Raw genomic sequence first — 23,150 nt, 5'->3', positions numbered from 1 at the left:
CCCCTAGGACTCCTTCACCAGCACGCGACCCAGGTGGTCGGCGAACTGGCGCAGGGTGTTGGCGGTAAGCATCAGGTGGTCGGCCACGCGCTGGTGGCGGTGGATGGTCCCTGGCTTGGCGAACTTCGCGATCTCATTGACCCACACCAGGTGGGTTCGGGCCGCGCGCTTGGAGAACTGCAGCATCTGCAGCCAGTTGTCTTCCAGGTCATCGAGGTTATGCAGGCGCTGGACCGAATCGGAGGCCAGCTCGGCCAGCTGCGAAATGAGTTCAAGCTGCTCCGAGGAACGCTCGGAAAGCGGGGTGGAGCCAACGGTCATGATCAGTTCGCCGGTGCCGCGCAGCTGTTCCATGGTTTCGTGCAGCAAGCGCGAAAGCGTGTACATGTCTTCGCGGGGAAGCGGGCTGATATAGCTGGTTCGCAGGTGGGTGAGCACCGCGTGCACCAGATCGGAGGCCTCGGCTTCCGCGGAGGCCAGATCCCGCAGCTGGTCCGCACGGGTATCGGGTGAGCCGATCATCTCGGCGACATTGGCAACGGAGGTGCGAATGGTCGTCGTCAACCCGCACAGCAACTCGATGCCGCGCGAGGCGGAGGGAAAGATCTGGAACTTCACTTTACGGCGCACCATTCGATTCGACGGCTATTGGTACCAACGCAGAACAGTTTACGACGTGGAAGTTAACACCGGGTATTTGAAGGTGCCGGACCGGGAACGCCTCTCGGCGGAAGGCCGCTCGAAGCGGCAGAATTTTGGAGCCCGGGGTTACCAGCGGCCCGGCACCGTTACCTAGTGTTCTCGCCCTACCGGTGTGCTGTCAACCGCAGGGCGGCGCTCGTGCGTTTTCTCACGCTAGCGGCGCACGCTCTTCTCCGCTCCGCTCAGGCAGAGCAGCGCGCAGCAGAACCAGATCGCTCCCGCCGGCCCCAAACCCGCGGCGACCGTACTCGAGATGATCGGCAAAGCTACTTGTCCGACCCGGTTTCCCATGAGCCGCACGGCCAATGCGGCACCGCGGTCCACCGCCGGTACCGAGGTGGAAATCATAGTCATGGTCATCGGCTGGCCCAGGCCCAGGAAGAAGCCGCCGACCAGCAACGCGGCCCCGGAGGCCCACAGCGAATCGATGAAGATCGGGGCCAGCGCGATGGCTATGCCCGAAATGTACAAACTGGTGACTAGCAGGTGGTTGCGTTCGAAGTGGGCCGAGAGCTTGGGGATGAACAGCCGGGAAACTACCGAAGCGAAACCTCGAATGGCCAAAAGCACACCAACATCTTCGGGTGTGACGCCATGTTTCTCCGCCACCAGCGGCAAGAAGGCCGTGAGGATGTCCAGCATGGCCAGCAAGGTCATCGAGGCGAACATGTGCGAAGCCATGCCCTTGATGCGCAAGACCGAGGGAATGGAGGCTTCGGACTTCGCCGGGCGGGTTTGCGGCGCCGTCTTGGAAATCCTCGGCTGCCAGCTCGGAAGCAAGAAGGGGACAGCTAGCAGTGAGCACCCGGCCGCAATCCACAGCGACAGGCTGATGCCGGCGATGCGCTCAGGGGAGGCGGCATCGGTACCGGAGCCGAGCACCACTCCGCCAATCAGCGGCCCGATGAATTGCCCAGCCGCGTAGGCGGCCGTGAACCAGCCAAAGCCCTTGTCCAGATCGCTGTCGGGGAAGAACCGGGCGATGGAAGATTGCCCGCCAATGGTAAACATCAGATGCCCGAGCCCGAGCACGGCACTGGCCAGCGCCACGGTCAAGGCATTCGGGGAGAAATTGATGCCGATGCCGCCCGCGGCCAGCAAGGCCACGCCGGCAACCATCAGGAACCGGATCCTGCGGATCCGCGAACTGGCCCGGCCCAGCATCATTGCGGTGAACAGCGGGAGGATGGCATAGGCGGCGGTCACCACGCCGACGGTGAACTCGCCGGAGCCAAAAGAGATGAGCTTATAGGTGGTCACCGGACGAATGAGGTTCAGCGCCGTTTGGGAAAGCAACGCCGTTGCGATCAGGATCAGCAACCAGCGTACGAGCCCTGAAGAGTTGGTCCTCGATGCGGCGCCCACACCCACCTGCCTAAAATTGAGGGGCAACTTCCTCAACCCATCCTAAGGGCGCGGGATCATGTTTCAGTCCAATGCGTCCTGGCGCCAAAGCCGGGCGCAGGCTTCCAGATCCACGGCGGTGCCCATCAGGGCCTTGGCCTGCTGGGTCAGCTTGGTTCCCCGATCGCTGCTGGAAAAATCCGCGGCATCGGCATGCTCGGTCATGCCCAGCGCCAGTACCCGGCAATAGGCGGCGGTGCGTTCCAAGGCGTGGGCGAAGTCGCCGTCGAAGGCGCCGGAGAGAATCGACCCGGTCATCTTCTTCATCTCCTCGGCGGTCGGCGGCTCGGCCACTCCGGCGACGATGCGTTCGACCTGGGCACGATGGGCTCCAGCCTGGAAGCGTGCAGAATGCACCTCGGGCTTGCTCATTGTTGCCGCGCGAACCGCATACAAGCGCCACAGGGCACCTGGCAGGGAGCGGGCCGGAGCCTCGCTCCACAGCTGCGCGAGCACCTCCAGCCCTTCTTCTTCGGCCACCGCAATCAGCCGGCGTGAAACTTCGGGGTCGTTGTTGGCAATGCCGCGCTGCACGAAAGCCTGGGCGGACAGATGGGCTGCCTCGGATACGCGCGCCGGATCAGCGCCTCCCTCGTAGGGCTCGAAATCTGCCGGGGCGAAGGGGCGTGGTTTGTGATGGCGGAATCCCGCATCCTGGGCAACTTTTGATCCTGCACGTGCACCTCTCATGCGCTCCAGAATACTCGCTGATCCTGAGTTCTGCGCCAACAAGTGATTTAGCTTGCAAACCCCAAGATCCAGCGGAAATTACGGGCTGCCGAATTGCGGAATACGCCGATTAATACTCATGCCGGTCCATCAGGTAGTATGGATTTTGGCCTTGTGCCGTGCGCCTTTAGCTCAGCTGGTAGAGCACTGGACTTTTAATCCATTGGTCGCGGGTTCGATCCCCGCAGGGCGCACAAAATGAAACCGGACCCGGCTTGCTAACGCAAGCCGGGTCCGGTTTTTCGATTTATTGTCCGGCATGGAACCAGCGGACTGCCCTCGTGCTAGACGTAGGGCTGAAGGAACTTGACCATGCGTTCCATCACCAACGCGCGAGCTTCTGGATCATGCGAGCGAAGCGAGCTGTCGGTGAACAGGTGCTGCTTGCCAGGGTAGGTGAAGAGCTGGGCGATATCGCCGCCCTCTGCTTCAACGAAGCGCTGAGCTGCCTCCAGGTCGCCTTCCTTCGCGAAGAACGGGTCCTGGTCCATGCCATGGATCTGCACCGGGACATTTTCCGGCCACGGCCCGAAGCTCCAGTCGGCGTCCAGATCCACGAAGGATTCGAGCAGGATCGCGGCGATGGCGCCGGGACGTTGCTGCGCGCACTGCTGGGCCAGGGCCGCGCCCCAGGAAGTGCCGATGTAGACCAGCTCTTCGGGCAGTTTGCCAAATAGCTTGTCGACGCGTTCCTGGATCTTGTCCGCGGTCAGCTTGCCTGCCATGCGCATCCCGGCATCGAAATCCTTGGGCAGCTTGCCGGCGTACAGATCCAGTGCGTGCACGGTGTGGCCAGCGGCGCGCAATTCTGCGGCCATCTCCTGCACCCCGGGGGTCAGGCCCTGGACGTGATGGAAAAGAACAATCGTAGCCATGGGTGCTCCTAGCGGTTTCTAGCGTTCGTCGACCAGGTTCTCGATGCGCTGCGGCAAGTGCTCAATGGCCATGTCCCAGCCGGGCATCTGGCTATTGATCTCCACGCTGTACCCCTCGACCAGCATGAATTCTGCGCAGGTGAGGATTTCCTGGCCGGAACCCGTTTCATAGATGAAGGCACGTTTGATGTCCTGCCAGAGCAGGGTTGCGGACTGGTCGATCACGAGGCCGCTTTTGACGACTTCGACGGTGCGCTGGGGGTAGGACATACTCAACTTGCTTTCGGGGTCCTTGGCGGTGTGCTTTGAACAAGTCTAAACCGGCAGCGCACCGCCAGGGGGTTAGCAAACTGGATTCGGGTAGGACTTCGCCAAGGTTCCCTGCGCATCCAGCTCCAGCAAATAGTCCAGATCCAGCTGCGACAGGAAATGCTGATCGTGGCTGACTACCAGCAACGCGCCCTTATAGGCGCCCAGTGCTTCGCTGAGCTGGCGCACGCTGTCCATATCCAGATTATTGGTGGGCTCATCGAGGATGAGCAGCTGCGCGGCTGGTTCTGCCAGCAGCAACGTCGCCAGATGGACCCGGAAACGCTCGCCGCCGGACAGCGCCGCCACTGGCCGGTCGGCGCTGGCCCCGCGCAGCAGCAACCGGGCAAGCATATTGCGCACGTCGTTCGCGGTTGCTGCTGGCGCCACCAGCGCCACGTTCTGGATCGCGCTTAGTTGGCCATCCAGGCCGTCCAGGCGCTGGGGCAGGTACCCGACCCGGTCCACGAAGAGCGTTCCGCCCGGTCCGGGGCCGGGATCTTCGCCGGCGAGCATCTGCTGGAACAGCCGGGTCTTCCCGGAACCATTGGGGCCGACAAGGCCCACGCGTTCGGCTCCCTGGATGATGAACTGGTGATCTTCTGCACCTAGCGCCGCGACCTGCTTGCCCGAGGGCAACCGGGGATCGGGCAGCTCGATGCTGATGTGCTCGGCCTGCCGAACCCGCCGATCGGCATCGTCGAGCCTGGCCTGGGCCGAATCGACCTTGCCATCCAGGTTTGAACGCATCTTCCCGGCGTTCGCCTCGGATTTCTGGCGAAGGTGGTTGGCCAGGATCTTCGGCATGCCTCCGGAAAGCTGGGTGGCCCGACCCTTGCGCTTGGCCCGCGCCAACTTCGTTTCGGCCTCTGTCCGTTGGCGCTTTTCCACTTTCAGGGAGGCCTGGGCAGTTCTGGCTGCCTGCTCGGCCGCCTGCTGCTCGGTTTCAAGCTGCTCGCGGTATGAGCTGTAGGGCCCTCCGAAAACGCTGAGCTTCCCGTCGTAGAGCTCCACCGTATGCTCCATGAGCTCGAGCAGCTCGATATCGTGGCTCACCACAACCAGCGTGCCCTTCCAGGCACGTACAAGGTCGTAGAGCAATTCACGGGCAGGGCGATCGAGGTTATTCGTCGGCTCGTCGAGCAGCGTGATCGGCGAATCGGCCAGTCGCAGGCCCAGTACCGCCAGCAGCATGACCTCCCCACCCGATAAGGTGGTGATTTGGCGGCCCAGATCCAGCCCGTCGAAGCCCAGCGGCGCCAGTTCAGCTCGAACCCGGGCTTCGGCATCCCAGTTCGCGCCCACCGCATCGAAATCCGCTGGGTCGACACTGCCGGACTCGATAGCTTCCAAAGCCGCCAGGACCCGATGAACCCCCAGCAGCTGGGCGACGGTCGTGTCCTGTTCCAGAGCCAGCGTTTGCGGCAGGTAGCTCAGCGGTGCGTTCGTTTCTGCCGTTCCGCTCGTTGGGCGCAGCTGCCCGGCGATCAGCTTCAGCAACGTCGATTTGCCGCTGCCGTTGGCGCCGATCAACCCGGTCCGCCCGGATGGAAACGTGCCGTCCAGATTGGCCAGGGCGCTTTCTCCCGTGGGCCAGGAAAAGCTGAGGTTGTTCAGGGTAATTGGTGGTGTCAAAGACATGCAGGTCCTCCCGCGAATGCGAAGGGGCTGCCGGCTTGGGGGATCGCAGAATTAGCTCAACCCCGCAGGGGAGCCGGAAAGGAAAAGGATACCGAAGCCGGTAGCCGAAATGAACAAGATGCACCGTTGGGAATCGATGCGGGGTCATCGGCTGGCTCAGTAGGTATCCATGCCAACGAGTGTAGCAGGGGGGAATTGGGGTGTTAACCCCCTCAGTACAAGAAGATCGGGAGCCATTCCCGGTTGTGCGCGTGGACCAGCGCGAGGAACAGGACGAAGTCGAAGATCAGATGCACGCTAACTACATAGGACAAGGACTTGGTCAGCTTGAAGGTATACCCCTGCAGCAGGGCGAAGGGAAAGGTCAGCAACGGCCCCCAGGATTGGTAGCCGATCTCCCACAGGAAGGAGGAGAAGATCACCGCTTGCAGGAGGTTGGCCTGCCAGTCCGGGAAATGCTGGCGCAGCAATGCGAATGCCGTGCAGATGAAGAACAGCTCGTCCCAGATGCCCACCGAATTAACTCCGAGGAAGAGCCGCCAGAAGATGACTGGGTCCGAGGCATCCGGCCAGTTCTGGTAGACGCCGGTGCTGATCAGGTACACCGGGAGGATGAAGAAGCCCAGCGCCACCACCCCCAGCAAGTACAGCTTCGCTGCCAGCGGCCACTTGCGGCCGGTGTTCACCGGGAACTTGATGATCTGCTCGCGCAAGGCGAAGCGCGAGATCAGCCAGGGCAGCAGGACTGCCGCGGCCAGCGCGCCACCCATTAATGCCATATGCCCCAGGCTCAGGTCGGCATTCAATGGAACCAGGCTGATGACCACCAAACCGGTTGCGATGAGTCCCAGATGCCGTGCAAGCCTGCGGTCGATGAACCCCGCGCACAGCAGGCTCAGCGCCAGCAGGCCGTAGCCCAACAGGTCGATTTCGGCGCCGAAGAGGAACACTGCGGAACCCGAGAGCAGGGAGGCTGGCAGCAGCTTCCAGCTCATCGCGGGGCGGTGCGATTCGGTTGGTATCTGGCTCACGGACACAAGCATGCCAGCTGGGCCGGCAGAAAGACACAGCCCGCCGCCGCGGAACCAGTGCTTTAAAGCTTCTGGCCCGCATCCGTCATTTCGGCTGCGGGCCAGAAGGAAAATTCTGGAGAAGTGCTACTTCCAGGCGCGGTGCACGGCGACGATGCCACCGGTCAGGTTGCGGTATTCCACGTTCTTCCAGCCAACGTTGACGAACTTGGCACCCAGTTCGTCCTGGTCTGGCCAAGCCGCAATGGATTCAGCCAAGTAGGCGTAAGCGGTCGGGTTAGGGGAAACCAGATAGCCCAGCGCAGGAATGGCGCGCGGCAGGAACTGCTTGTAGGCCGTCTTGATCGGGGCGACGGTCGGAGTGGAGAACTCGGCGACGACGATCCGTCCGCCGGGCTTGGCCACGCGGCGCATTTCGGACAGGGCCTTCTCGGTATCCGCGATATTGCGCAGACCGTAGGAGATGGTCACTGCATCGAAGGTGTTGTCTTCGAACGGCAGGTCGGTTCCGTCTCCGTAGACGAAGTTCAGCTGCGGGTAGCGCTTGCGGCCCTCATCGAGCATGCCGTGGGACATGTCGCAAGCGGTGACGTCAGCGCCGGCTTCCGCGAGCGGGACCGAGGAGGTGCCGGTGCCTGCGGCGAGGTCGAGAATGCGCTCGCCGGGCTTTGGCGCGATCGCTTCGGTGGTGATCTTGCGCCAGTAGTTCACGATGCCGCCGGTCATCAAGGTATTGAGCAAGTCGTAGCGAGGAGCCAGCTTGTCAAACATTTCCTGAACCTGTTCGGCCTTCTTGTCCAGGCCTGCGCGCGCATTCTGAGAACTCATGGGTCTAAGTCTTCCATATTTGCGCGCGCCAAGGCGCCGGATGTGGGGCGAATCGCCCTTTAGAGAATCGATTCGAGCCGGGCGTAGCTGGCCTCCATCCCGTCGGTCATTCCGGTGGCGAGCACCATGTCGCGGGTTTGCGCATCTGGGTAGGTGATCAGGATCGTCAGCAGGGTGCCGCCCTGGTTGGATGTCAGCGTTAATTCATTCACCGTGGCCGGGTAATCGGTGCCGATCATTTGCTCCGTGGTCCGCTCGTAGGACTGGGGCAGCGTTTCAAGCACGGTTCCAGTGAAACCGAAACCGGAGCCGTCATCGGCAGATAGCGGTTCCCACCAGTACCGGTAGGTCTCGCCGGCCTCTTGCGCCGTCACGCATTCAGCCAACTGCCATCCGTCGGGGCCGAGCATCCAACGCTTCATGAGCCGCTGGTCATGGTGGGCCTGCCAGACTTGCTCCACTGACCCGCGAACCAAGCGGGTAATGCGCACCTGGGTGTCCGACAGGATCTGTGCGTCGGTGATGAAATTTTCGGTATAATTGCGCAGGTCGATGAGGACTTGCTCGATCTGGCTCATGGCCGAACGGGTGCCGTCGATCATGCCCATTGCTACGACCTGCTCCAGGTCCTCGGCGGAGTCGAAAACTGCTGTAATCGTCAGTTTTGATCCTTCAGGCGTCGGGTCGAAGGAGAAAACCATGCGGTTGAGGGGCAGGTCGGGGTTCGGAGTGCCGTCGGCGTGCGCAAAGCCGTCGCTGACCTCAAAGAATTTGTGCTCGACGACTTCATTCCAGATCCAGTAACCGTGGAATTCTTCGCCTTCGGGAGAAGTCATGTGGTAGTTCGAGCGGCCACCAGGGGTGGCATCGTGCCGGGTGAAAGTTGCCGGGTATTCCACCGGCCCCCAGAATTTTTCAAGTTGCCGGGCGTCCAGGTAAGCATCCCACAGGCGGGAAACCTTGACCGGAAATTCTGCGTGGACAGTCAGTGAGAGTGCTTCGGAATCTTTGACAACGGATGTGACAGGCATGGGAATGCTCCTTATTTGTCCCCATCGGCGAGGAAATCATCGAGCCGGCTGATGCGTTGGCGCCAGATGTCTTCGAGGGAAGAGAGTAGCTCTTGCGCGTGCCGGATGGTATCCGGCTGCCCGCGAACTATGCGTTCGCGACCACGTGCGATTTTTGTGACCAGACCAGCGGATTCCAATGCCGCGACGTGCTTCTGAACTGCCGCAAAAGACATGTCATAGCTTGCAGCAATTTCCGAAACGCTCACCTCGGCGTTTAGCGTCCGCCGCACGATGTCTCGTCGTGTGGCATCTGCCAAGGCGCGGAAGACCTTGTTTGCCTGTTCTTCGCTCAACTCATATACAACCATTTGGTTGTATGTTACGCCCGGAATGGGCTGGAAGTAAAGAGGTGGATCAAAACTTTTGGAGGTAGTGTACTTATCCCCTATATAATCGACATTGTATAGGTGATATGTCACCTGCGAATTTTAGCCTTGGGATTGCGCGCCGCGGGGCCGCCCCCATGCCACTCGCGAGCAGCCGTTCCCATGTCGGGAACAGGGTGCTGATGCGCATCGTGCGCGGATTTCCGATTTGCCGAACCCGAGGCGGTGGCCGATGCGATCGCATCCCTTGCCTCGGCGAGGCGTCGGGCATGAGCGGAGCGAATTCCCCAGTGCGCCCTGAGGCGACTGCTTGCGCAAAGCCTGGACGGGGCAAGCATCATCCATGGCTCCGGTGATCATGATTCAGCGCTTCTGCAGCGTCGCGCCCAGGATTGCTTGGGCGCGCGTGGCAAGTGGATGCGCTGCCCGGGGCGTTCGAGAGGCCGGATTGTAAAAATATATAGACTGGTCTATTTTTAATTGTATGACTTCCAAAGGAGACCTCACCAAGGCACGGCTCGCAGAGTCCATGCTTGAACTCATCCAGACCAGCGGATACAGCGGCACCGGCCTCAATGCAGTGATCGAGCACGCTGCAGCACCAAAGGGGTCGGTCTATTTCCACTTCCCCGATGGGAAAGAGGGGCTGGGCGTGGCCGCAGTAGAACTGGCCGCCAAGCAATTCGAGACCATGATTATCCAGGTCGCCCAGAGCGCAGGAGGTGCTGCCGAAGCCGCCAAGCTTGCTATCCAAGCGTTGGCCGCCATCATCAGCGATAGCGGCTTCCGCTTAGGCTGCCCCGTGTCAGTGGTGACCTTGGAAATGGGAGACTCAAGTGAACGCCTGCGGCAAGCCTGCGCCACCGCATTCGAGTCATGGATCACTCCGACCACTGCCCTGCTCGAAGCCGATGGCGTGGGCAATGCCCAAGCGAAGTCCCTGGCAACTGTTATCGTCTCGACCATCGAAGGGGCCGCCATCGTTTCCCGGGCGATGAAAAGCACCCGGCCGCTTCTCGCCGCCGCCGACGCGGTAGCCGACCTCATTGGCCTGCGCCAACAGGGCGAAGGGGACCAGAATTGATGCACGGAGCCAACCTTCGCCATGCGCTGGTTTTCGGGGCATCGGGACTAATCGGCAGGCATCTGATCCTTGCCCTCCTCGACGCCCGAACGCAGGTAACAGCAGCTGTCCGGAATGCTGAATCCGCAGCGAAGGTCAAGAATTGGCTGAGCCAGCACGGACTGGAACAAGAGATCAATACCGCGATCGTCGACTTCGACGCCCCTGAAATCCTGGCTGGCGGACCTGCGGCCTTCACCAGCGTCACCGAAATTCACAATTGCGCCGGAACCTACCGATTCGGCATGAGTGCGCAGGAAGCCCGCAGCGCTAATGTTGGCATTGTCGAGAAGCTGGTGGATTTTGCTGCAGCACTGCCAGAGCTGCAGCGCATTGTGCATATTTCCGGCTACCGAGTCGGCGGGCAGGATCCCTCGAAGGTTCCGTGGCCGCAGGACTGCCGCGATCATCTCTACCGGAAACTAGGCGCTTACGAAGCCTCGAAAGTGGAGTCCGACGCGGTCTTCCAAGCCCTCGGCAAAGAACACGGAATCCCTTGGACCATCGTCAATCCGGCCAGCGTCATCGGCCACAGCATTACCGGGGAATCCGACCAGCACATCGGGCTGGCCGGCACCATTGAGCAGCTCTGGGAAGGGAAAACCGCAGCTCTTCCCGCAGGTGACTCGACTTTCTTGCCGGTGCTCACGGTCGACTATATGGCTGCGTTCATGGCGGCCGTGGCCATTGCGCCGGAGGCGATAGGCAAATCCTACTGGCTGCTGGATGATGCCACTGCGCCACTGGGGCGCTTGCTGGCCGAAACTGGCCGGCATCTTGGCGCGAAAGTCCCCAAGCTGCGCTTGCCCGTGGGTCTAATCAAGGCTCTTCCTTCGTGGGTCACCAAAGCCGATCCGGAAACGCTCCACTTCATGTCCGCGGACCGCTATCCGACCGGGCCCGCGATCGAATTCGCCAACCGGCACGGAATCCAGATGCCTGATGTTGGTTCCTCTCTGGAGCGCTGGGCCGACTATCTGGCCGCCCACCGATTCGGGGCCGCGGCATCTGGGGCACGCCGCTATGTAGATGTCGGGGGAGTGAGAACTTTTGAGCTGGGCGACCGCGAGGAACGCCGGTTGATCTTCCCTGGCCTTCCGGTAAATGCCGATACCTGGGCCGCAGTAGCTCAGGGCATTGGCGGACGGGCCGTTGACCTGCCAGGGCTTGGGCTCAGCGGCGGACGGGGCGTCCCGGATTGGGACCGGTGGCTTCCCGCTCTCCTGGCAGGCGGCCCGGTGGATCTGATCGGGCACTCCATCGGGGCAGCCGCCGCCACGCTCGCCGCGGGTCGACTGCCGGGCAAGGTCCGCTCGCTGACCTTGGTTGCGCCGTTTTTCTTGCAAGGGCACGCAGGGAAGGCGCCAAGGTTCCAGCCGCTGGTCCGCGGCTATTTGCGCCATGCGACCGCGGAGCAACTCTCACGTCAATTGACCGGCAACGAGGCGAGCTCAACTGCCTTGGTCTCCAGCGTCAGCGATCTGAAGCGAAGTACCGCCGCCGCGGTAGCTGGCCATCTCGCCCTGGCGAGTTCCAAGCAGTGGCGCCGGCAGTTGCGGGAGATGCTCGATCGCTATGACGGTCCGCTCCGAATTATCTGGGGAGCCGAAGACCCATTGGACCCCGCCGCAATCCGGCAGCTGGAGTCCCGGCCCGAGGCTGGACTGCACTCCATTCCCTCCGCGGGGCACCACCCGCAGCTGACCCACGAGGATGCCCTGATTGAACTGTTGAAGTAGGGGTTGGAGCACGCCTCTTCTCAAGCATCCCCTCTTCGCCTAGTCTGGTTGGAACTGCACAGAACCATCTTTCCGACGGGGTGAAGGGGGAGCGTGAGCACATCTGCCATCGACTGGTCCAACGCAACTCGCCGCGCACAAAAAGCCCGCGAGCTGCTCTCCTCGCAGGAAACCGGACTGGGCGACCTCCCATTGCGCAATGACGTGCGCGAATCCTGGAAACGGTCGCTGGCCCAAACAGGCTCGGTTCAAGAACCGCCGGTTCTGAGCAACGACCGGTTGCGCCTTGCCCGCGAGCGCAGCGAGCTCCAGCGGATTTGGCCTGTTTTCGAAAAGCTCCTTGTTCCCGCCGCAACCGACGCCAATCTCTTGGTCGCCCTTGCGGATGCCGGCGGAACCTTGTTGTGGGTTGCGGGAAGCACCAGTTCGATGAGCCAAGCCGAGCACGTGGGCTTCATGGCAGGTGCCGACTGGGCAGAAAAGAGTGTTGGCACATCCGCGCCGGGAATGGCGCTGGCAACCGGGGCCGGTTCGCAGGTCTCGGGGGCTGAGCATCTCTATGAGCAAGCCCAGCAGTACAGCTGCTCGGCGGTACCGATCCGCGATCCGCGCACTGGTCAGGTAATTGGCGCAATCGACCTGACCGGTGGCCCGGAAGCCGTTGCCACGCACTCCTTGCCGCTGCTGCAAGCGGCGGTCATGGCTGCGGAAACGCAGCTGCTCTTGCCGGGTGCCGGAGTCGTGGCCGATCCCGACTACCTGGACTTGGGGCGCTCTGACGGGGCCCATCTGGGATCAGTGCCGATTTCCCTTCGCCATGCAGAAATATTGACCCTTCTGGCGCACTACCGGGAAGGCCTGAGCACTGCCCAGCTGGTGGAAGAGCTGTTCGAGCGTCCCGATTCCGCGGCCGAGGGCACGGTCCGCGCCGAAATCGTCAGGCTGCGCAAGGTACTCGCGGGCCCAGGCGGGCGTGCCTTGACTTCACGCCCATACCGCCTTCAGTGGGACCTGCATACGACCCTTGGCCGCCTATGGCGTGCACTGGAGCAGGGCGATCTCGATACGGCCCTGCCGCTGTACTCCCCGGGCCTGCTGGCCCGCTCCCAGGCGCCAGGCATCGTCTCGCTGCTGTACCGGACCGAGGCCGCGCTGCGTGAAATGGTGCTGGATCGAGGAACTGCGCATCAGCTGCTGAACCTGGGCCGCCAGCTGGCTGACCCTGGCCTCTTGCGAGCTGCCTTGCGCGAATTGCCTGCGCAATCGCCAGCGCGCTCACTTGTCGTCGCCGAGGTCCAGGCCCTCGAGAACTAGGTTCCTTGCCATTGCCGTTCCTCCCGCCAGGCTCGAACATGCCATTGCGGTCATCCGGGACCCGTTGCAACCTGACTGCAACCTTCGTGTGACTAGAGTCACAAGCAAGGTTCCGCGATGATGCCATCGCGGCCAGGACATCCGACTAAGGAGACGTGGAGCAATGGCGGTTTACGCAAACCCGAATACCGATGAAGCACTGGTCAATTTCAAGCCGCGCTACGAGAACTACATCGGCGGTGAATGGGTAGCCCCGGTCAAGGGCATGTACTTCGAGAACATCACCCCCGTCACCGGCAAGGTCTTCTGCGAGGTGGCCCGTTCCACCGCAGAAGACGTCGAAGTGGCGCTCGACGCGGCGCATGCGGCGGCTGGCGCCTGGGGCAAGACCAGCCCGGCCGAACGCGCCGTCATCCTGAACAAGATCGCGGACCGCATCGAGGAAAACCTTGAAATGCTCTCCGTGGCCGAGACCTGGGATAACGGCAAGGCGATCCGCGAGTGCCTGAATGCCGACCTCCCGCTGGCAGTGGACCACTTCCGCTACTTCGCCGGAGCCATCCGCGCCCAGGAAGGCAGCCTCTCCCAGCTCGACGAGGACACCACCGCGTACCACTACCACGAGCCGCTGGGCGTGGTCGGGCAGATCATCCCGTGGAACTTCCCGCTGCTCATGGCCGTTTGGAAGCTCGCCCCCGCTCTGGCGGCCGGCAACGCGATCGTCCTGAAGCCGGCCGAGCAGACCCCGGCCAGCATCCTGGTGCTCATGGAGCTGATCGGCGATCTGCTTCCAGCCGGCGTGCTGAACGTGGTCAACGGCTTCGGCGTGGAATGCGGCAAGCCGCTGGCCTCCAACAAGCGCATCCGCAAGATCGCCTTCACCGGCGAAACCACTACCGGCCGGCTGATCATGCAGTACGCGTCGGAAAACCTGATCCCGGTCACCCTGGAGCTGGGCGGCAAGTCCCCGAACATCTTCTTCGAGGACATCGCGGCCAAGGACGACGCCTTCTACGACAAGGCGCAGGAAGGATTCACGCTGTTCGCGCTGAACCAGGGCGAAGTCTGCACCTGCCCATCGCGTGCGCTGATCCAGGAAAGCATCTACGACCGCTTCATGGGCGATGTGGTGGCCCGCACCAAGGCCATCAAGCAGGGCCACCCGCTGGATACCGACACCATGATGGGTGCCCAGGCATCCAACGACCAGCTCGAGAAGATCCTCTCCTACATGGACATCGGCAAGTCCGAGGGCGCCAAGGTGCTGCTCGGCGGGGGACGGGCGGATCTGGGCGGAGAGCTCTCCGGCGGCTACTACGTGCAGCCGACCATCTTCGAGGGCACCAATGACATGCGCATCTTCCAGGAGGAGATCTTCGGGCCGGTGGTCGCGGTGACCAAGTTCAAGGACTACGACGACGCGATCTCCATCGCCAACGACACCCTGTACGGATTGGGTTCGGGGGTGTGGAGCCGCAATGGCAACGTGGCCTACCGTGCCGGCCGCGCCATCCAGGCCGGACGCGTGTGGGTCAACCAGTACCACGCCTACCCGGCGCACTCGGCCTTCGGCGGCTACAAGTCCTCGGGCATCGGCCGCGAGAACCACCTGATGATGCTGGACCACTACCAGCAGACCAAGAACCTGCTGGTTTCCTACTCGGAAGACAAGCTGGGCTTCTTCTAGGAGCAGTAGCTGCCACGAGCAGCATGAGATGACAACAGACCTCGAAGGTACGGGGCCAGCCGGGACGGCGTCCGGGGATCGATTGGCCTCATCCCCCGCACGCCAGCCGGCACCCCGCACCTTCGAATGCCATGCAAAGGACAAAGTACATGAGCAAGATGAAAGCTGCAATAGTCGAGGGCTTCGGCGAAGAGTTCCAGGTGAAGGAAGCCGCGATCCCCGAGCCCGGCCCCGGCCAGGTGCTGGTGAAGCTGATCGCCTCGGGCGTCTGCCACACCGACCTGCACGCCGCCGAAGGCGATTGGCCGGTCAAGCCGAAGCTTCCGCTGATTCCCGGGCATGAAGGCGTGGGCATCGTGGAAAAGCTCGGCGAAGGAGTCACCGAGGTCGCGCTCGGGGACATGATCGGCAACGCGTGGCTGGCTAGCGCCTGCGGGCACTGCCAGTACTGCCGCACCGGCTGGGAGACGCTGTGCGAAGCCCAGTCCAATGGCGGGTACTCCGTGGACGGTTCCTTCGGCCAGTACATGCTGGTGGATTCCCGCTATGCCGCGCACATCCCGGAGGGCTCGGATCCCCATGAAATCGCGCCGGTGCTGTGCGCGGGAGTGACTGTCTACAAGGGCCTGAAGATGACTGAGGTCAAGCCCGGCCAGTGGGTGGCTATTTCGGGTATCGGCGGACTGGGCCATATCGCGGTGCAGTACGCGGTGGCCATGGGCATGCGGGTGATCGCCATTGACGTGGCCGATGACAAGCTGGCGCTGGCCTCGAAGCATGGAGCGGAAATCACCGTCAATGCCTTCGCCCAGGACCCGGCCGAGATCATCCAGCAGAAGGTTGGCGGAACGCACGGCGTGCTGGTTACGGCGGTGCATCCAAAGGCGTTCGGGCAAGCGATCGGCATGACCCGGCGCGGCGGAACGATCGTGTTCAACGGGCTGCCCGCCGGTGATTTCCCCGCACCCATTTTCGACATCGTGCTCAAGGGCCTGACCATCCGCGGATCGATCGTGGGAACACGGCAGGACATGATCGAGGCGCTGGAATTCTATGCGGCAGGGAAGATCAAGCCGACCTTCCATACCCGCCCGCTGGAAGATATCAACGCCGTATTCGACGAAATGCGCCATGGCAAGATCGATGGGCGCGTTGTCATCGACTACGCCGGCAAGGCGTAGCCGGATCCGCAATGGTTGATGGCACGGTACCGGATGCGGCTTTTCGAAGCGGCATCCGGTACCGGTGTCCTGGCCGCCCTGGCCGAGCGATGGACGGTGCGGCCCAAAAAGAGGACACTGGCCACAACGAGATAAATCCGGACGTGGACAACGAGGCAGGAGCAGGACATGAGCACCGTAACCGAAACGCGCGCCGCAATCGAGGGCGAAGAGTTCTCGCGGGTGGCCTTCACCTCCGAAGCCCTGGATCTGCTGCGCAAGCTGTGGGGGATCCACGGCCCGCTGATGTTCCACCAGTCCGGAGGATGCTGCGACGGGTCCTCGCCGATGTGCTATCCGGCCGGCGAGTTCCGCACCGGGGGATCGGACATCCGGCTCGGCGTGCTTTCCCTGGACGGCGCTGATGGCACCGCCCTGGGCGACATCGATTTCTGGATGTCCAAGGAGCAATTCGAATACTGGAAGCACACCAAGCTCACCGTGGACGTGGTCAACGGGCGGGGATCCGGTTTCTCCGTCGAAGCCCCGGAGGGCAAGCGCTTCTTGATCCGCAGCGAGATCATCGAGTTCCCGGCTGGCCCGAACCCCGACTAGGCTTGGCCCATGCGACTGTGGTCCCTGCACCCCTCATTGCTCGACGCCAAAGGGCTCGTTGCCTGTTGGCGTGAAACACTGCTGGCCCAGAAGGTGCTCGCAGGCCAGACCAAGGGCTATACCGGGCACCCGCAGCTTCTCCGGTTCAAGGCGCAGCCCGCCCCGCTGGTGCATATGGGCGGCTACCTGCAGGGCTTGTGGGACGAAGCGGCTGTCCGGGGCTATCGCTTCGACGCCGCGAAGATCCTGCATCCGGCAGCCGCCGCGCAGCTGGAAAAGATCCCGGTCACCCAGGGGCAGGTGCACTTCGAGCGCGAGCACCTGCTGCGCAAGCTCTCCGTCCGGGATCCCGCGCGCATCGCCCGCTTGGAACCGGCAGGGCAGGTGGCCCTGCATCCGCTGTTCGTGCAGGTCCCGGGGCCAGTGGAGGCCTGGGAGAAGGATGCGCTCGCCAGCGGATGAGCTGCTGGCCCGGCAAAATCCTAGAGCAGCTCTGCGCGCAACTGTGCGGGGGACTTGGGCGAGAGCAGCCCCGGGGCCACATCGTAAACGGTCTGCGCACCGGTGATGCCGCGCTGGTTCATCCGGAAGGCGGCCCGGGCGTAAGCCACCAGCACGCTGGAAGTGAATTCCGGGTTGGAGCCAAGTGCCAGCGAATACTCGATGACCTGCTTCTGCTCGTCGCTGGTATTGCCCGAACGGATCACGAACCCGCCATGCGGCATATTCGAATGCTCGGCGGCCAGGGTCTGCTCGTCGATGAACTGCACCGTGGTGTCGTACTGGTCGAAGTAGTGCTCCATGGTCACGATGGCTTCGCGCACCGACTCCGGATCGGCACCGTCTTGGAGCACGACAAAGCATTCGCGCTGGTGCTTCTCGCGGGTGCTCAAGGAAGGGCGCTCGCCGGCCCGGACCCGGTCGATAGCCTCCTGGCTCGGGATGGTGTACTGCACGCCGGCGGCGACGCCCGGGACGCGGCGGATCGCATCCGAATGCCCCTGGCTCAGCCCGCGGCCCCAGAAGGTGTAGGTTTCGCCGTCGGGCAGCAAGGCCTCCCCGAAGACCCGGTTGATCGAGAACATGCCCGGATCCCAGCCCACGGAGAGCAACGCGGTCTTGCCAGCTGCCTTCGCTGGGCCGTCGATGGACGCGTAGTACTCGGGGATGCGGGCGTGGGTATCGAAGCTGTCCACGGTGTTGAACAGCGCCGCGAACTTCGGGCCCTGCTGCGGCAAGTCCGATTTCGAGCCGCCGCAAAGGATCAATACGTCGATCTGTGCGGCGTGCTTTTCCAGCTCATCGATGCCGAACCGCCGTGCTGGCTGAGCCAGTTGGAGGGCCTGCGGGTCACGGCGGGTGTAGACGCCCACCAGCTCCATATCCGGATTCTTGGCGATCGCGGCTTGGACGCCGCGTCCCAGATTCCCATAGCCAGCAATACCGATGCGGATCTTTGAAGTCATGCCTGCCGTTTCCTTGGGGGAGTGAAGTTTGCTCAGCCGCGGATGGGCTAAATACTTCGGATTATGCCAACGAATCCCGGGGCAGTGAAACCCTTGACCCTCTATGACCCCGGTCTAGCCGAACAGGCGCTTGAAGAAGCCCTTCTTCGGTTCGGCTTCGTGGCCCTGGCAGCGGTCCTTATTGGGGACATTGCGCATAGTTGCTTCAACGTGCTGGCCGCAGCCAGCCCACGTGGTCTTCTGGCAGATATTGCATTGAACCTGGCGGCACATAATTTTTTCCTTGGGGTAGTGGTTAGGACAGGGAGAGGAAGAGCTTTTCGAGTTCTTCGACGCTCAGGCCGTCTTCTTCCTCGGAAGCCTTCTCGGGATCGGCGATGCAGTACTGCATCGCGGTGGAGACAATGGCGAATCCGGCGCGGTCCAACGCGGTGGAGACGGCGGCCAGCTGAGTGACTACCTCTTTGCACGAACCATCGGTTTCCACGGCGTTGATCACCGCATCAAGCTGGCCTCGGGCACGCTTAAGGCGGTTGAGGATCCGCTTGCGGGTCGCTTCGTCAGCAGTACGCATCAATTTCTCCTTGGTACGGGTAGCGGGTTAGTCGTCTTCTGCAATTTCGGCATCCAGGTGTTTGAGTTGGACGAGCAACTGCTCCATAGCGCCAGAGCTCAACGCTCCGGGTTTTGAATGTACAAGTATCCCATCCTTGAACGCCATGAGCGTCGGTATGGATGCAATCCGGGCTGCCTGCGCCAAATCCGGCTGGGTTTCGGTATTCACCTTGGCGAAGGCGATTTCAGGATGCGCCGCGGATGCTTCGTCGAAAATCGGGGCAAAGCCGCGGCAAGGACCGCACCAAGGCGCCCAGAAATCCACGAGCACCAGCCGGTTCCTTGCGATGAACCCAGCGAAGTTCGAAGCTGACAATTCAAGCGGCTTCATCGGGTTTCTCCTTTCAGAACGAGCGGGCAGCGCGCCCCCATCGCCGGAATTTTGTTGCACAGCAGCACCAATGCGCCCGCGAGGGCTGCAACCGCAACTACGACCAGCCCGCCGGGAGCCGGCAGTTCCTGGCTGAGCACGAACACGCCCATGGCCAAGACGAAGTAGCCAAAACCCTTGCGCAAAGCGCGTTCGTCGATCCTGCGCGAAAGCCGTGCGCCGATCAACGAACCGAGGATCGCGGTGGTCGCCAGCCCTGCGGCCAGCGGCCAATCCAGTGCAACTGAATTCAACTGCCCGGCCAGGCCAGTGATCGAATTCAGGGTGATCACCAGCAGGGAGGTGCCCACCGCCTGTTGCATGGACAGCCCGGCCAGCAAAGCCAGTGCAGGGACGAGCAGGAAACCGCCTCCGGCACCGACCAGGCCGGTGACCATGCCAATGCCCAAGCCGACCGGGGCGGACAGCCACAACGACTGTGTTGCGCTGCCAGTGTTTTTCCGTCCGCGGATCATCCCGCGGGCACCGGCCAGCATGATGATCGCGAAACCGAGCATCAGCAGCTGGGCAGGGATCCCGCTGGCCAGCAGCCCGCCGCCAAAGGCGCCAAGCATGCTGGTGGCCGCGAAGACCATCCCCTGTTTCCAACGCACATTGGCCTTGCGGGCATGCGGGATCAGGCTCGTTGCCGAGGTCGCACCGACCACCAGCAGGGAGGTGGCGATCGCTTCCTTGGCGGGCAACCCGGCTACATAGCTGAGCAGGGGAACCATCAGGATTGAACCGCCGCCGCCGAACAGTCCCAGGGACAGCCCGACGATGCTCGCTAGTGCAAGGGCCAGAACCAGCAGCGGTCCGAACTCCATGGCCTACTTCTTTACTTTGTTCCAGGGCATCTTGCCCAAGAAGCTGATCATCGGGCAAGAATCCCGCAGGGCTGAGAACACCAGTCCGCCACCGATGGCCGCCGAAAGATAGGCGAACTTCGGGGAGATGAACTTCGCTCCGAGCAACCCGGCGAGCACCACGGAACCTGCGGTCATGCGCATCTGGCGGTCCAGCGCCCAACGCTGCACGCCGCGCACCATGGTGCCGCCGGCATTTTCGTAGGCGGTGACGCCGCCAAGCAGTACCGTGCTGTGCTCGATCTGTTGCTCCTGCAGGGCACGCTGCGCCTTGGAAGCACGGTTGCCGCTGTGGCAGATCAGCACCGGCTTGCCTGGAATCTTGGCGAGCACCTCGGTGGCGTTGGCGGTGAATTCTTCGAGCGGCACGTTGTACGAGCCGGGAATGTGGAGGGTTTCGAATTCGCCCGCGGTGCGCACGTCAATCAAGGCGAGGTCCGTGTCGGGGGCTTCTACCAGGCATTTAAGTGCTTCGGCGTCCATGGTGGTCAAAGGGGTAGTCATTGAATGCAGTTCAGCTTTCGTGGCGGGGGTGGCTAGTTGGCGAAGGAGGACCAGCCGAGGTAGCTGCCCTCAAGCTCGACGACGTTGTAGCCGGCATCGCGCAGTGCGCTGGCGGCCACGGCATTGCGCATGCCGCTTTGGCAGTAGGTGACGATGGTGCCGCCGGCGGGCAGCTGATCGAGATTCCACAACACCCGTCCGCCGGACAGCTGCTTGGCGCCCGGGATATGCCCGGCGGCGAACTCGGTCTTGTTGCGGACATCCAGCAGCATCTCGTACTCGAAATCGTCCAGCTGTGCCGGGGTGATCGACTTCGGCTTCACCGTTGGCAGGCCTTCCAAGCTGGTGGTGAAACCCTTGACCGCGTCGATGCCCACGCGCATTAGGTGGGCGCGGATCGTCGCGGCGTGTTCGCCGGTCTCGGCCAGCACGATCAGGGCGCGTTGGTCCTTTTCCGGATCGTAGGCCCAGGCGCCGAAGCTGGCGGTCTTCGCCGTACCCGGGATGGACAGCGCGCCGGGAACGGTGCCTGCGGCGATCTGGGTGTGCCCACGGGTATCGACGAACACCGAGACCCCCGCCTCCAGCTGCTGGAGGAGCTGCTGGACGGGTATTTCAGCTAGGGGGTCGAGCTGGCCCAGGATGGCTGGGCCCAGGCGGTTCTGCCGCTTCATGCGGCCGAAGTAGGCGTGGGCGTCAGGCTGGCCGTTGAGCAGTTCGGCGATGAAGCCGTCCTGGTCGTCGTTGGCCAGGTAGGTGCTCCACCAGGCGAACTCGCGTTCGTAGCCCAACGTGGTGGAAGGGACCGCGCCCAGCGCTTTGCCGCAGGCGCTGCCCGAGCCGTGGCCTGGATGCACCTGGATGTAATCGGGCAATTCTGCCAGGGTTTTCTTCAGCGAAGCAAAGAGATCGCGGGCGCCTTCGAAGCGGGTATCGACACCGCCGGCGGCCTCGTCCAGCAAATCCGGACGGCCTAGGTCGCCGGCGAAGATGAAGTCGCCGGAGAGCAGGTAGCCAGGGTCTTGGCTGAAGGCTCCGTCGGTGATGGCGTAAGCCAGGTGCTCCGGGGTGTGGCCCGGGGTGTGGCGGGCGGCGATGCGCAGGTTGCCCAGCGTGATGATATCGCCATCCATCAAACGTTCTGCCTCGAATCCGTACTGCCAATCTTTGCCGCCCTCGCCCGAAACGTAGCTGGTGGCGCCGGTGGCGGCGGCTAGTTCGCGGGTTCCGGAAAGGTAGTCGGCGTGGATGTGGGTTTCAGCGACGGCCGTGATGCGCATGCCGTGCTTGGCAGCCAGGGCAAGGTAGTCGGCGATGTCGCGGCGCGCGTCGACCACGAGAGCTTCGCCTTTGGCCTGGCAGCCGATGAAGTAGCTGGCCTGCGCGAGATCTTCGTCGTAGAGGCGTTCAAGCAGCATGGTTGGTTCCTTTCAAGGTGGATTGGAACCAGACTAAACTATACCCCCGGGGGTATGTCAAAAATACGGGTGGGGGTATGTGCGGAGGCCCGCAATGCCGCTAGGTGGGAAAGGTGTTTTTATGCCCGGGTGAAAGTGCGCAGCCAGCCGGTTAGCCGCAGCTGCTCCGCGGGGTCCAAGGTTGCCAATAGCTGCAGGGTGCCGTCGTCTGCGGGGCGCAGAATACCCAGGTGATCGGCTGGAACATCGGACATCGCCTCGCCAGCCGGGGAATCGGGCGATGCGCTCGCCGCCCTGGAGATGAAGACCTCGTCGGGTGAACCGTTCCAACCCTCGAGGATCGAGATGGTGCCTTCCAGCAGGCGCAGGGCCTCGTGCGCGTGGATCCATGCGGTGGCATCCTTGGCAGCCAGCTCGAACCCGGCTTCGGGAACAATCTTGCGCAGGCCCGTGGCCAGGACGCGCGCTTTCGCGCTGAGCCCCTCGGCCTGGAAGGCGGCTACCGCATCCAGGCGCTGTGTCATGCGCGCGAAGTCCTGCTCAATGCTTTTCCTGCTTGCGAAAATGCCCATGCTCCTATCTTCGCCTACCTTGGGAAAGGCTGTCGAGGTGCTCGGCCAATCGGGTGCTGGCGCGGGAGAGGTGCTGGGCCAAAACCTCTGCCGCGCCCTGGGCATCGCCGGCGGCGATGCATTCGAGCAGGCGTTCATGTTCGCTGGCGATGTCCGCGGTGTTCAGCAGCGTTGCATCCTGGACGTGGGTCATGCACAGGCGGATCTCATCGCTGAGCTGACCGTAGATTGCGCTGGTACGGGTCGAATCCAGGGCCTGGACCAGTGCGGAGTGGAAGCGGACATCCGGATCGACGATCTGGATCGGGGAAGCATCGCGCAGTGCGGTGATTTCGGCATTGGCCTCGCGTGCAGCTTCCGGGACCTGTCCGGTGCTGGCCAGCAGCCGCACGGCCTCTGCTTCGATGATGGCGCGGGTGCGGTAGATGTCGCGGGCGTCGGCGGATGAGAGCAGCGTGACTTTCGCGCTCTGATGCGCGTTGCGCGTCAGCAGGCCGCTGGCAACGAGGTTCTCCAGCGCGGCCTTGGCGGTTGGCCGGGCCACTTCATAGTGCGCGGCGACGTCCACTTCGCCCAGCGGGGTGCCGGGGGACAGTTCCCCGCTGAAAATCCGGGCACGCAGTGACTTGACGACGGCCTGAACCACGGAAACCACACCTAAACGGGCCGCCATCAGGGTCCTTTCGAGCCGCGGAAAATTTACCTAACAAGTATCCCATGAATAGTACTACTATGGCTTGTATACTTGTAAGACAATTTTCGTATTCGGCAAGCGCCGCTTGC

The 23,150-nt window shown here is 62.7% G+C and carries 26 protein-coding genes and 1 tRNA gene; 8 read left to right on the top strand and 19 right to left on the bottom strand.

The genetic code is table 11. The annotated features are described in order from the left end of the window. Window positions 1–3: 3 nt before the first annotated feature. The 3 genes from M2368_RS18580 to M2368_RS18570 all read right to left on the bottom strand — a co-directional run bounded on the left by M2368_RS18580 (window position 4) and on the right by M2368_RS18570 (window position 2,796). A complete protein-coding gene (locus tag M2368_RS18580) occupies window positions 4–618 on the bottom strand; it encodes a hypothetical protein (protein ID WP_286134404.1) in 615 nt (204 codons plus the stop codon). 237 nt (window positions 619–855) lie between these two features. Continuing rightward, the gene (locus tag M2368_RS18575) at window positions 856–2,067 is read right to left on the bottom strand and encodes an MFS transporter (protein WP_400344123.1); all 1,212 of its coding nucleotides are present in this window, start codon (window positions 2,065–2,067) and stop codon (window positions 856–858) included. A gap of 63 nt (window positions 2,068–2,130) precedes the next feature. Further along, window positions 2,131–2,796 (bottom strand): hypothetical protein, encoded by a 666-nt coding sequence (locus tag M2368_RS18570; protein WP_105658994.1) that lies wholly within the window; start codon window positions 2,794–2,796, stop codon window positions 2,131–2,133. Between the two features lie 160 nt (window positions 2,797–2,956). Here M2368_RS18570 and M2368_RS18565 point away from each other — a divergent pair. Beyond that, window positions 2,957–3,029: transfer RNA gene (locus tag M2368_RS18565), tRNA-Lys, on the top strand. Window positions 3,030–3,119: 90 nt separating this feature from the next. Here the strand turns inward: M2368_RS18565 and M2368_RS18560 are convergent. The 7 genes from M2368_RS18560 to M2368_RS18530 form a co-directional block, all read right to left on the bottom strand. Continuing rightward, window positions 3,120–3,710, bottom strand: a complete 591-nt coding sequence (locus M2368_RS18560) for a dienelactone hydrolase family protein (RefSeq protein ID WP_105658993.1) — start codon at window positions 3,708–3,710, stop codon at window positions 3,120–3,122. Window positions 3,711–3,728: 18 nt separating this feature from the next. After that, window positions 3,729–3,980 (bottom strand): hypothetical protein, encoded by a 252-nt coding sequence (locus M2368_RS18555; protein ID WP_105658992.1) that lies wholly within the window; start codon window positions 3,978–3,980, stop codon window positions 3,729–3,731. 72 nt (window positions 3,981–4,052) lie between these two features. Next, entirely contained in the window at window positions 4,053–5,660 is a 1,608-nt protein-coding gene (locus tag M2368_RS18550) for an ABC-F family ATP-binding cassette domain-containing protein (RefSeq protein WP_498724829.1), read from the bottom strand. A gap of 212 nt (window positions 5,661–5,872) precedes the next feature. After that, window positions 5,873–6,655 carry a CPBP family intramembrane glutamic endopeptidase gene (locus M2368_RS18545; RefSeq protein WP_426736204.1) on the bottom strand — a complete coding sequence of 261 codons (783 nt, stop codon included), beginning with the start codon at window positions 6,653–6,655 and terminating at the stop codon, window positions 5,873–5,875. A 162-nt stretch (window positions 6,656–6,817) separates the two neighbouring features. Beyond that, window positions 6,818–7,519 carry a demethylmenaquinone methyltransferase gene (locus M2368_RS18540; protein WP_105658990.1) on the bottom strand — a complete coding sequence of 234 codons (702 nt, stop codon included), beginning with the start codon at window positions 7,517–7,519 and terminating at the stop codon, window positions 6,818–6,820. 59 nt (window positions 7,520–7,578) lie between these two features. Beyond that, on the bottom strand, window positions 7,579–8,550 hold the full coding sequence (locus M2368_RS18535; protein WP_498724828.1) for an SRPBCC family protein: 972 nt from the start codon (window positions 8,548–8,550) through the stop codon (window positions 7,579–7,581). Window positions 8,551–8,561: 11 nt separating this feature from the next. Next, complete coding sequence (locus M2368_RS18530; RefSeq protein ID WP_105658988.1) at window positions 8,562–8,900, bottom strand: ArsR/SmtB family transcription factor; 339 nt, start codon at window positions 8,898–8,900, stop codon at window positions 8,562–8,564. Window positions 8,901–9,402: 502 nt separating this feature from the next. Here M2368_RS18530 and M2368_RS18525 point away from each other — a divergent pair. The 7 genes from M2368_RS18525 (at window position 9,403) to M2368_RS18495 (ending at window position 17,018) form a co-directional block, all read left to right on the top strand. Next, window positions 9,403–10,002 carry a TetR/AcrR family transcriptional regulator gene (locus M2368_RS18525; RefSeq protein WP_105658987.1) on the top strand — a complete coding sequence of 200 codons (600 nt, stop codon included), beginning with the start codon at window positions 9,403–9,405 and terminating at the stop codon, window positions 10,000–10,002. Further along, window positions 10,002–11,780 carry an alpha/beta fold hydrolase gene (locus tag M2368_RS18520; protein ID WP_133835049.1) on the top strand — a complete coding sequence of 593 codons (1,779 nt, stop codon included), beginning with the start codon at window positions 10,002–10,004 and terminating at the stop codon, window positions 11,778–11,780. The genes M2368_RS18525 and M2368_RS18520 overlap by 1 nt, the downstream gene beginning before the upstream one ends. Before the next feature lie 93 nt (window positions 11,781–11,873). Continuing rightward, window positions 11,874–13,094, top strand: coding sequence for a GAF domain-containing protein (locus tag M2368_RS18515; RefSeq protein WP_498724827.1), 1,221 nt, complete (start codon window positions 11,874–11,876; stop codon window positions 13,092–13,094). Window positions 13,095–13,257: 163 nt separating this feature from the next. Beyond that, complete coding sequence (gene adh, locus M2368_RS18510) at window positions 13,258–14,781, top strand: aldehyde dehydrogenase (protein ID WP_105658984.1); 1,524 nt, start codon at window positions 13,258–13,260, stop codon at window positions 14,779–14,781. A 149-nt stretch (window positions 14,782–14,930) separates the two neighbouring features. Further along, complete coding sequence (adhP, locus tag M2368_RS18505) at window positions 14,931–15,962, top strand: alcohol dehydrogenase AdhP (RefSeq protein WP_402741981.1); 1,032 nt, start codon at window positions 14,931–14,933, stop codon at window positions 15,960–15,962. Window positions 15,963–16,130: 168 nt separating this feature from the next. Beyond that, window positions 16,131–16,556, top strand: a complete 426-nt coding sequence (locus tag M2368_RS18500) for a DUF779 domain-containing protein (protein ID WP_013347532.1) — start codon at window positions 16,131–16,133, stop codon at window positions 16,554–16,556. 9 nt (window positions 16,557–16,565) lie between these two features. After that, entirely contained in the window at window positions 16,566–17,018 is a 453-nt protein-coding gene (locus M2368_RS18495; RefSeq protein ID WP_105658982.1) for a pyrimidine dimer DNA glycosylase/endonuclease V, read from the top strand. Window positions 17,019–17,038: 20 nt separating this feature from the next. Here M2368_RS18495 and M2368_RS18490 read toward each other — a convergent pair whose 3' ends face one another. The 9 genes from M2368_RS18490 to M2368_RS18450 all read right to left on the bottom strand — a co-directional run bounded on the left by M2368_RS18490 (window position 17,039) and on the right by M2368_RS18450 (window position 23,040). Continuing rightward, window positions 17,039–18,022 carry a diaminopimelate dehydrogenase gene (locus M2368_RS18490; protein ID WP_332595311.1) on the bottom strand — a complete coding sequence of 328 codons (984 nt, stop codon included), beginning with the start codon at window positions 18,020–18,022 and terminating at the stop codon, window positions 17,039–17,041. 114 nt (window positions 18,023–18,136) lie between these two features. After that, on the bottom strand, window positions 18,137–18,295 hold the full coding sequence (locus M2368_RS18485) for a DUF8730 family Cys-rich protein (protein ID WP_498724826.1): 159 nt from the start codon (window positions 18,293–18,295) through the stop codon (window positions 18,137–18,139). A 22-nt stretch (window positions 18,296–18,317) separates the two neighbouring features. Beyond that, window positions 18,318–18,596 (bottom strand): metal-sensitive transcriptional regulator, encoded by a 279-nt coding sequence (locus M2368_RS18480; RefSeq protein ID WP_105658980.1) that lies wholly within the window; start codon window positions 18,594–18,596, stop codon window positions 18,318–18,320. 27 nt (window positions 18,597–18,623) lie between these two features. Beyond that, the gene (gene trxA / locus M2368_RS18475; protein ID WP_105658979.1) at window positions 18,624–18,968 is read right to left on the bottom strand and encodes a thioredoxin; all 345 of its coding nucleotides are present in this window, start codon (window positions 18,966–18,968) and stop codon (window positions 18,624–18,626) included. Next, the gene (locus M2368_RS18470; protein WP_133835054.1) at window positions 18,965–19,834 is read right to left on the bottom strand and encodes a sulfite exporter TauE/SafE family protein; all 870 of its coding nucleotides are present in this window, start codon (window positions 19,832–19,834) and stop codon (window positions 18,965–18,967) included. The genes trxA and M2368_RS18470 overlap by 4 nt, the downstream gene beginning before the upstream one ends. Before the next feature lie 3 nt (window positions 19,835–19,837). Next, the gene (locus M2368_RS18465; RefSeq protein WP_105658977.1) at window positions 19,838–20,377 is read right to left on the bottom strand and encodes a rhodanese-like domain-containing protein; all 540 of its coding nucleotides are present in this window, start codon (window positions 20,375–20,377) and stop codon (window positions 19,838–19,840) included. A 32-nt stretch (window positions 20,378–20,409) separates the two neighbouring features. Beyond that, a complete protein-coding gene (locus tag M2368_RS18460) occupies window positions 20,410–21,795 on the bottom strand; it encodes an MBL fold metallo-hydrolase (RefSeq protein WP_105658976.1) in 1,386 nt (461 codons plus the stop codon). A 119-nt stretch (window positions 21,796–21,914) separates the two neighbouring features. Then, window positions 21,915–22,367, bottom strand: a complete 453-nt coding sequence (locus M2368_RS18455) for a hypothetical protein (RefSeq protein WP_105658975.1) — start codon at window positions 22,365–22,367, stop codon at window positions 21,915–21,917. 4 nt (window positions 22,368–22,371) lie between these two features. Continuing rightward, on the bottom strand, window positions 22,372–23,040 hold the full coding sequence (locus tag M2368_RS18450) for a GntR family transcriptional regulator (protein ID WP_105658974.1): 669 nt from the start codon (window positions 23,038–23,040) through the stop codon (window positions 22,372–22,374). Window positions 23,041–23,150 lie beyond the last annotated feature (110 nt).

Origin of the sequence: Arthrobacter sp. JUb119, assembly GCF_024807995.1 — a bacterium.
Taxonomy (GTDB): Bacteria; Actinomycetota; Actinomycetes; order Actinomycetales; family Micrococcaceae; genus Glutamicibacter.
Note: the sequence above shows the minus strand (reverse complement) of the source record. Positions and strands in the feature narration are given on the sequence as shown.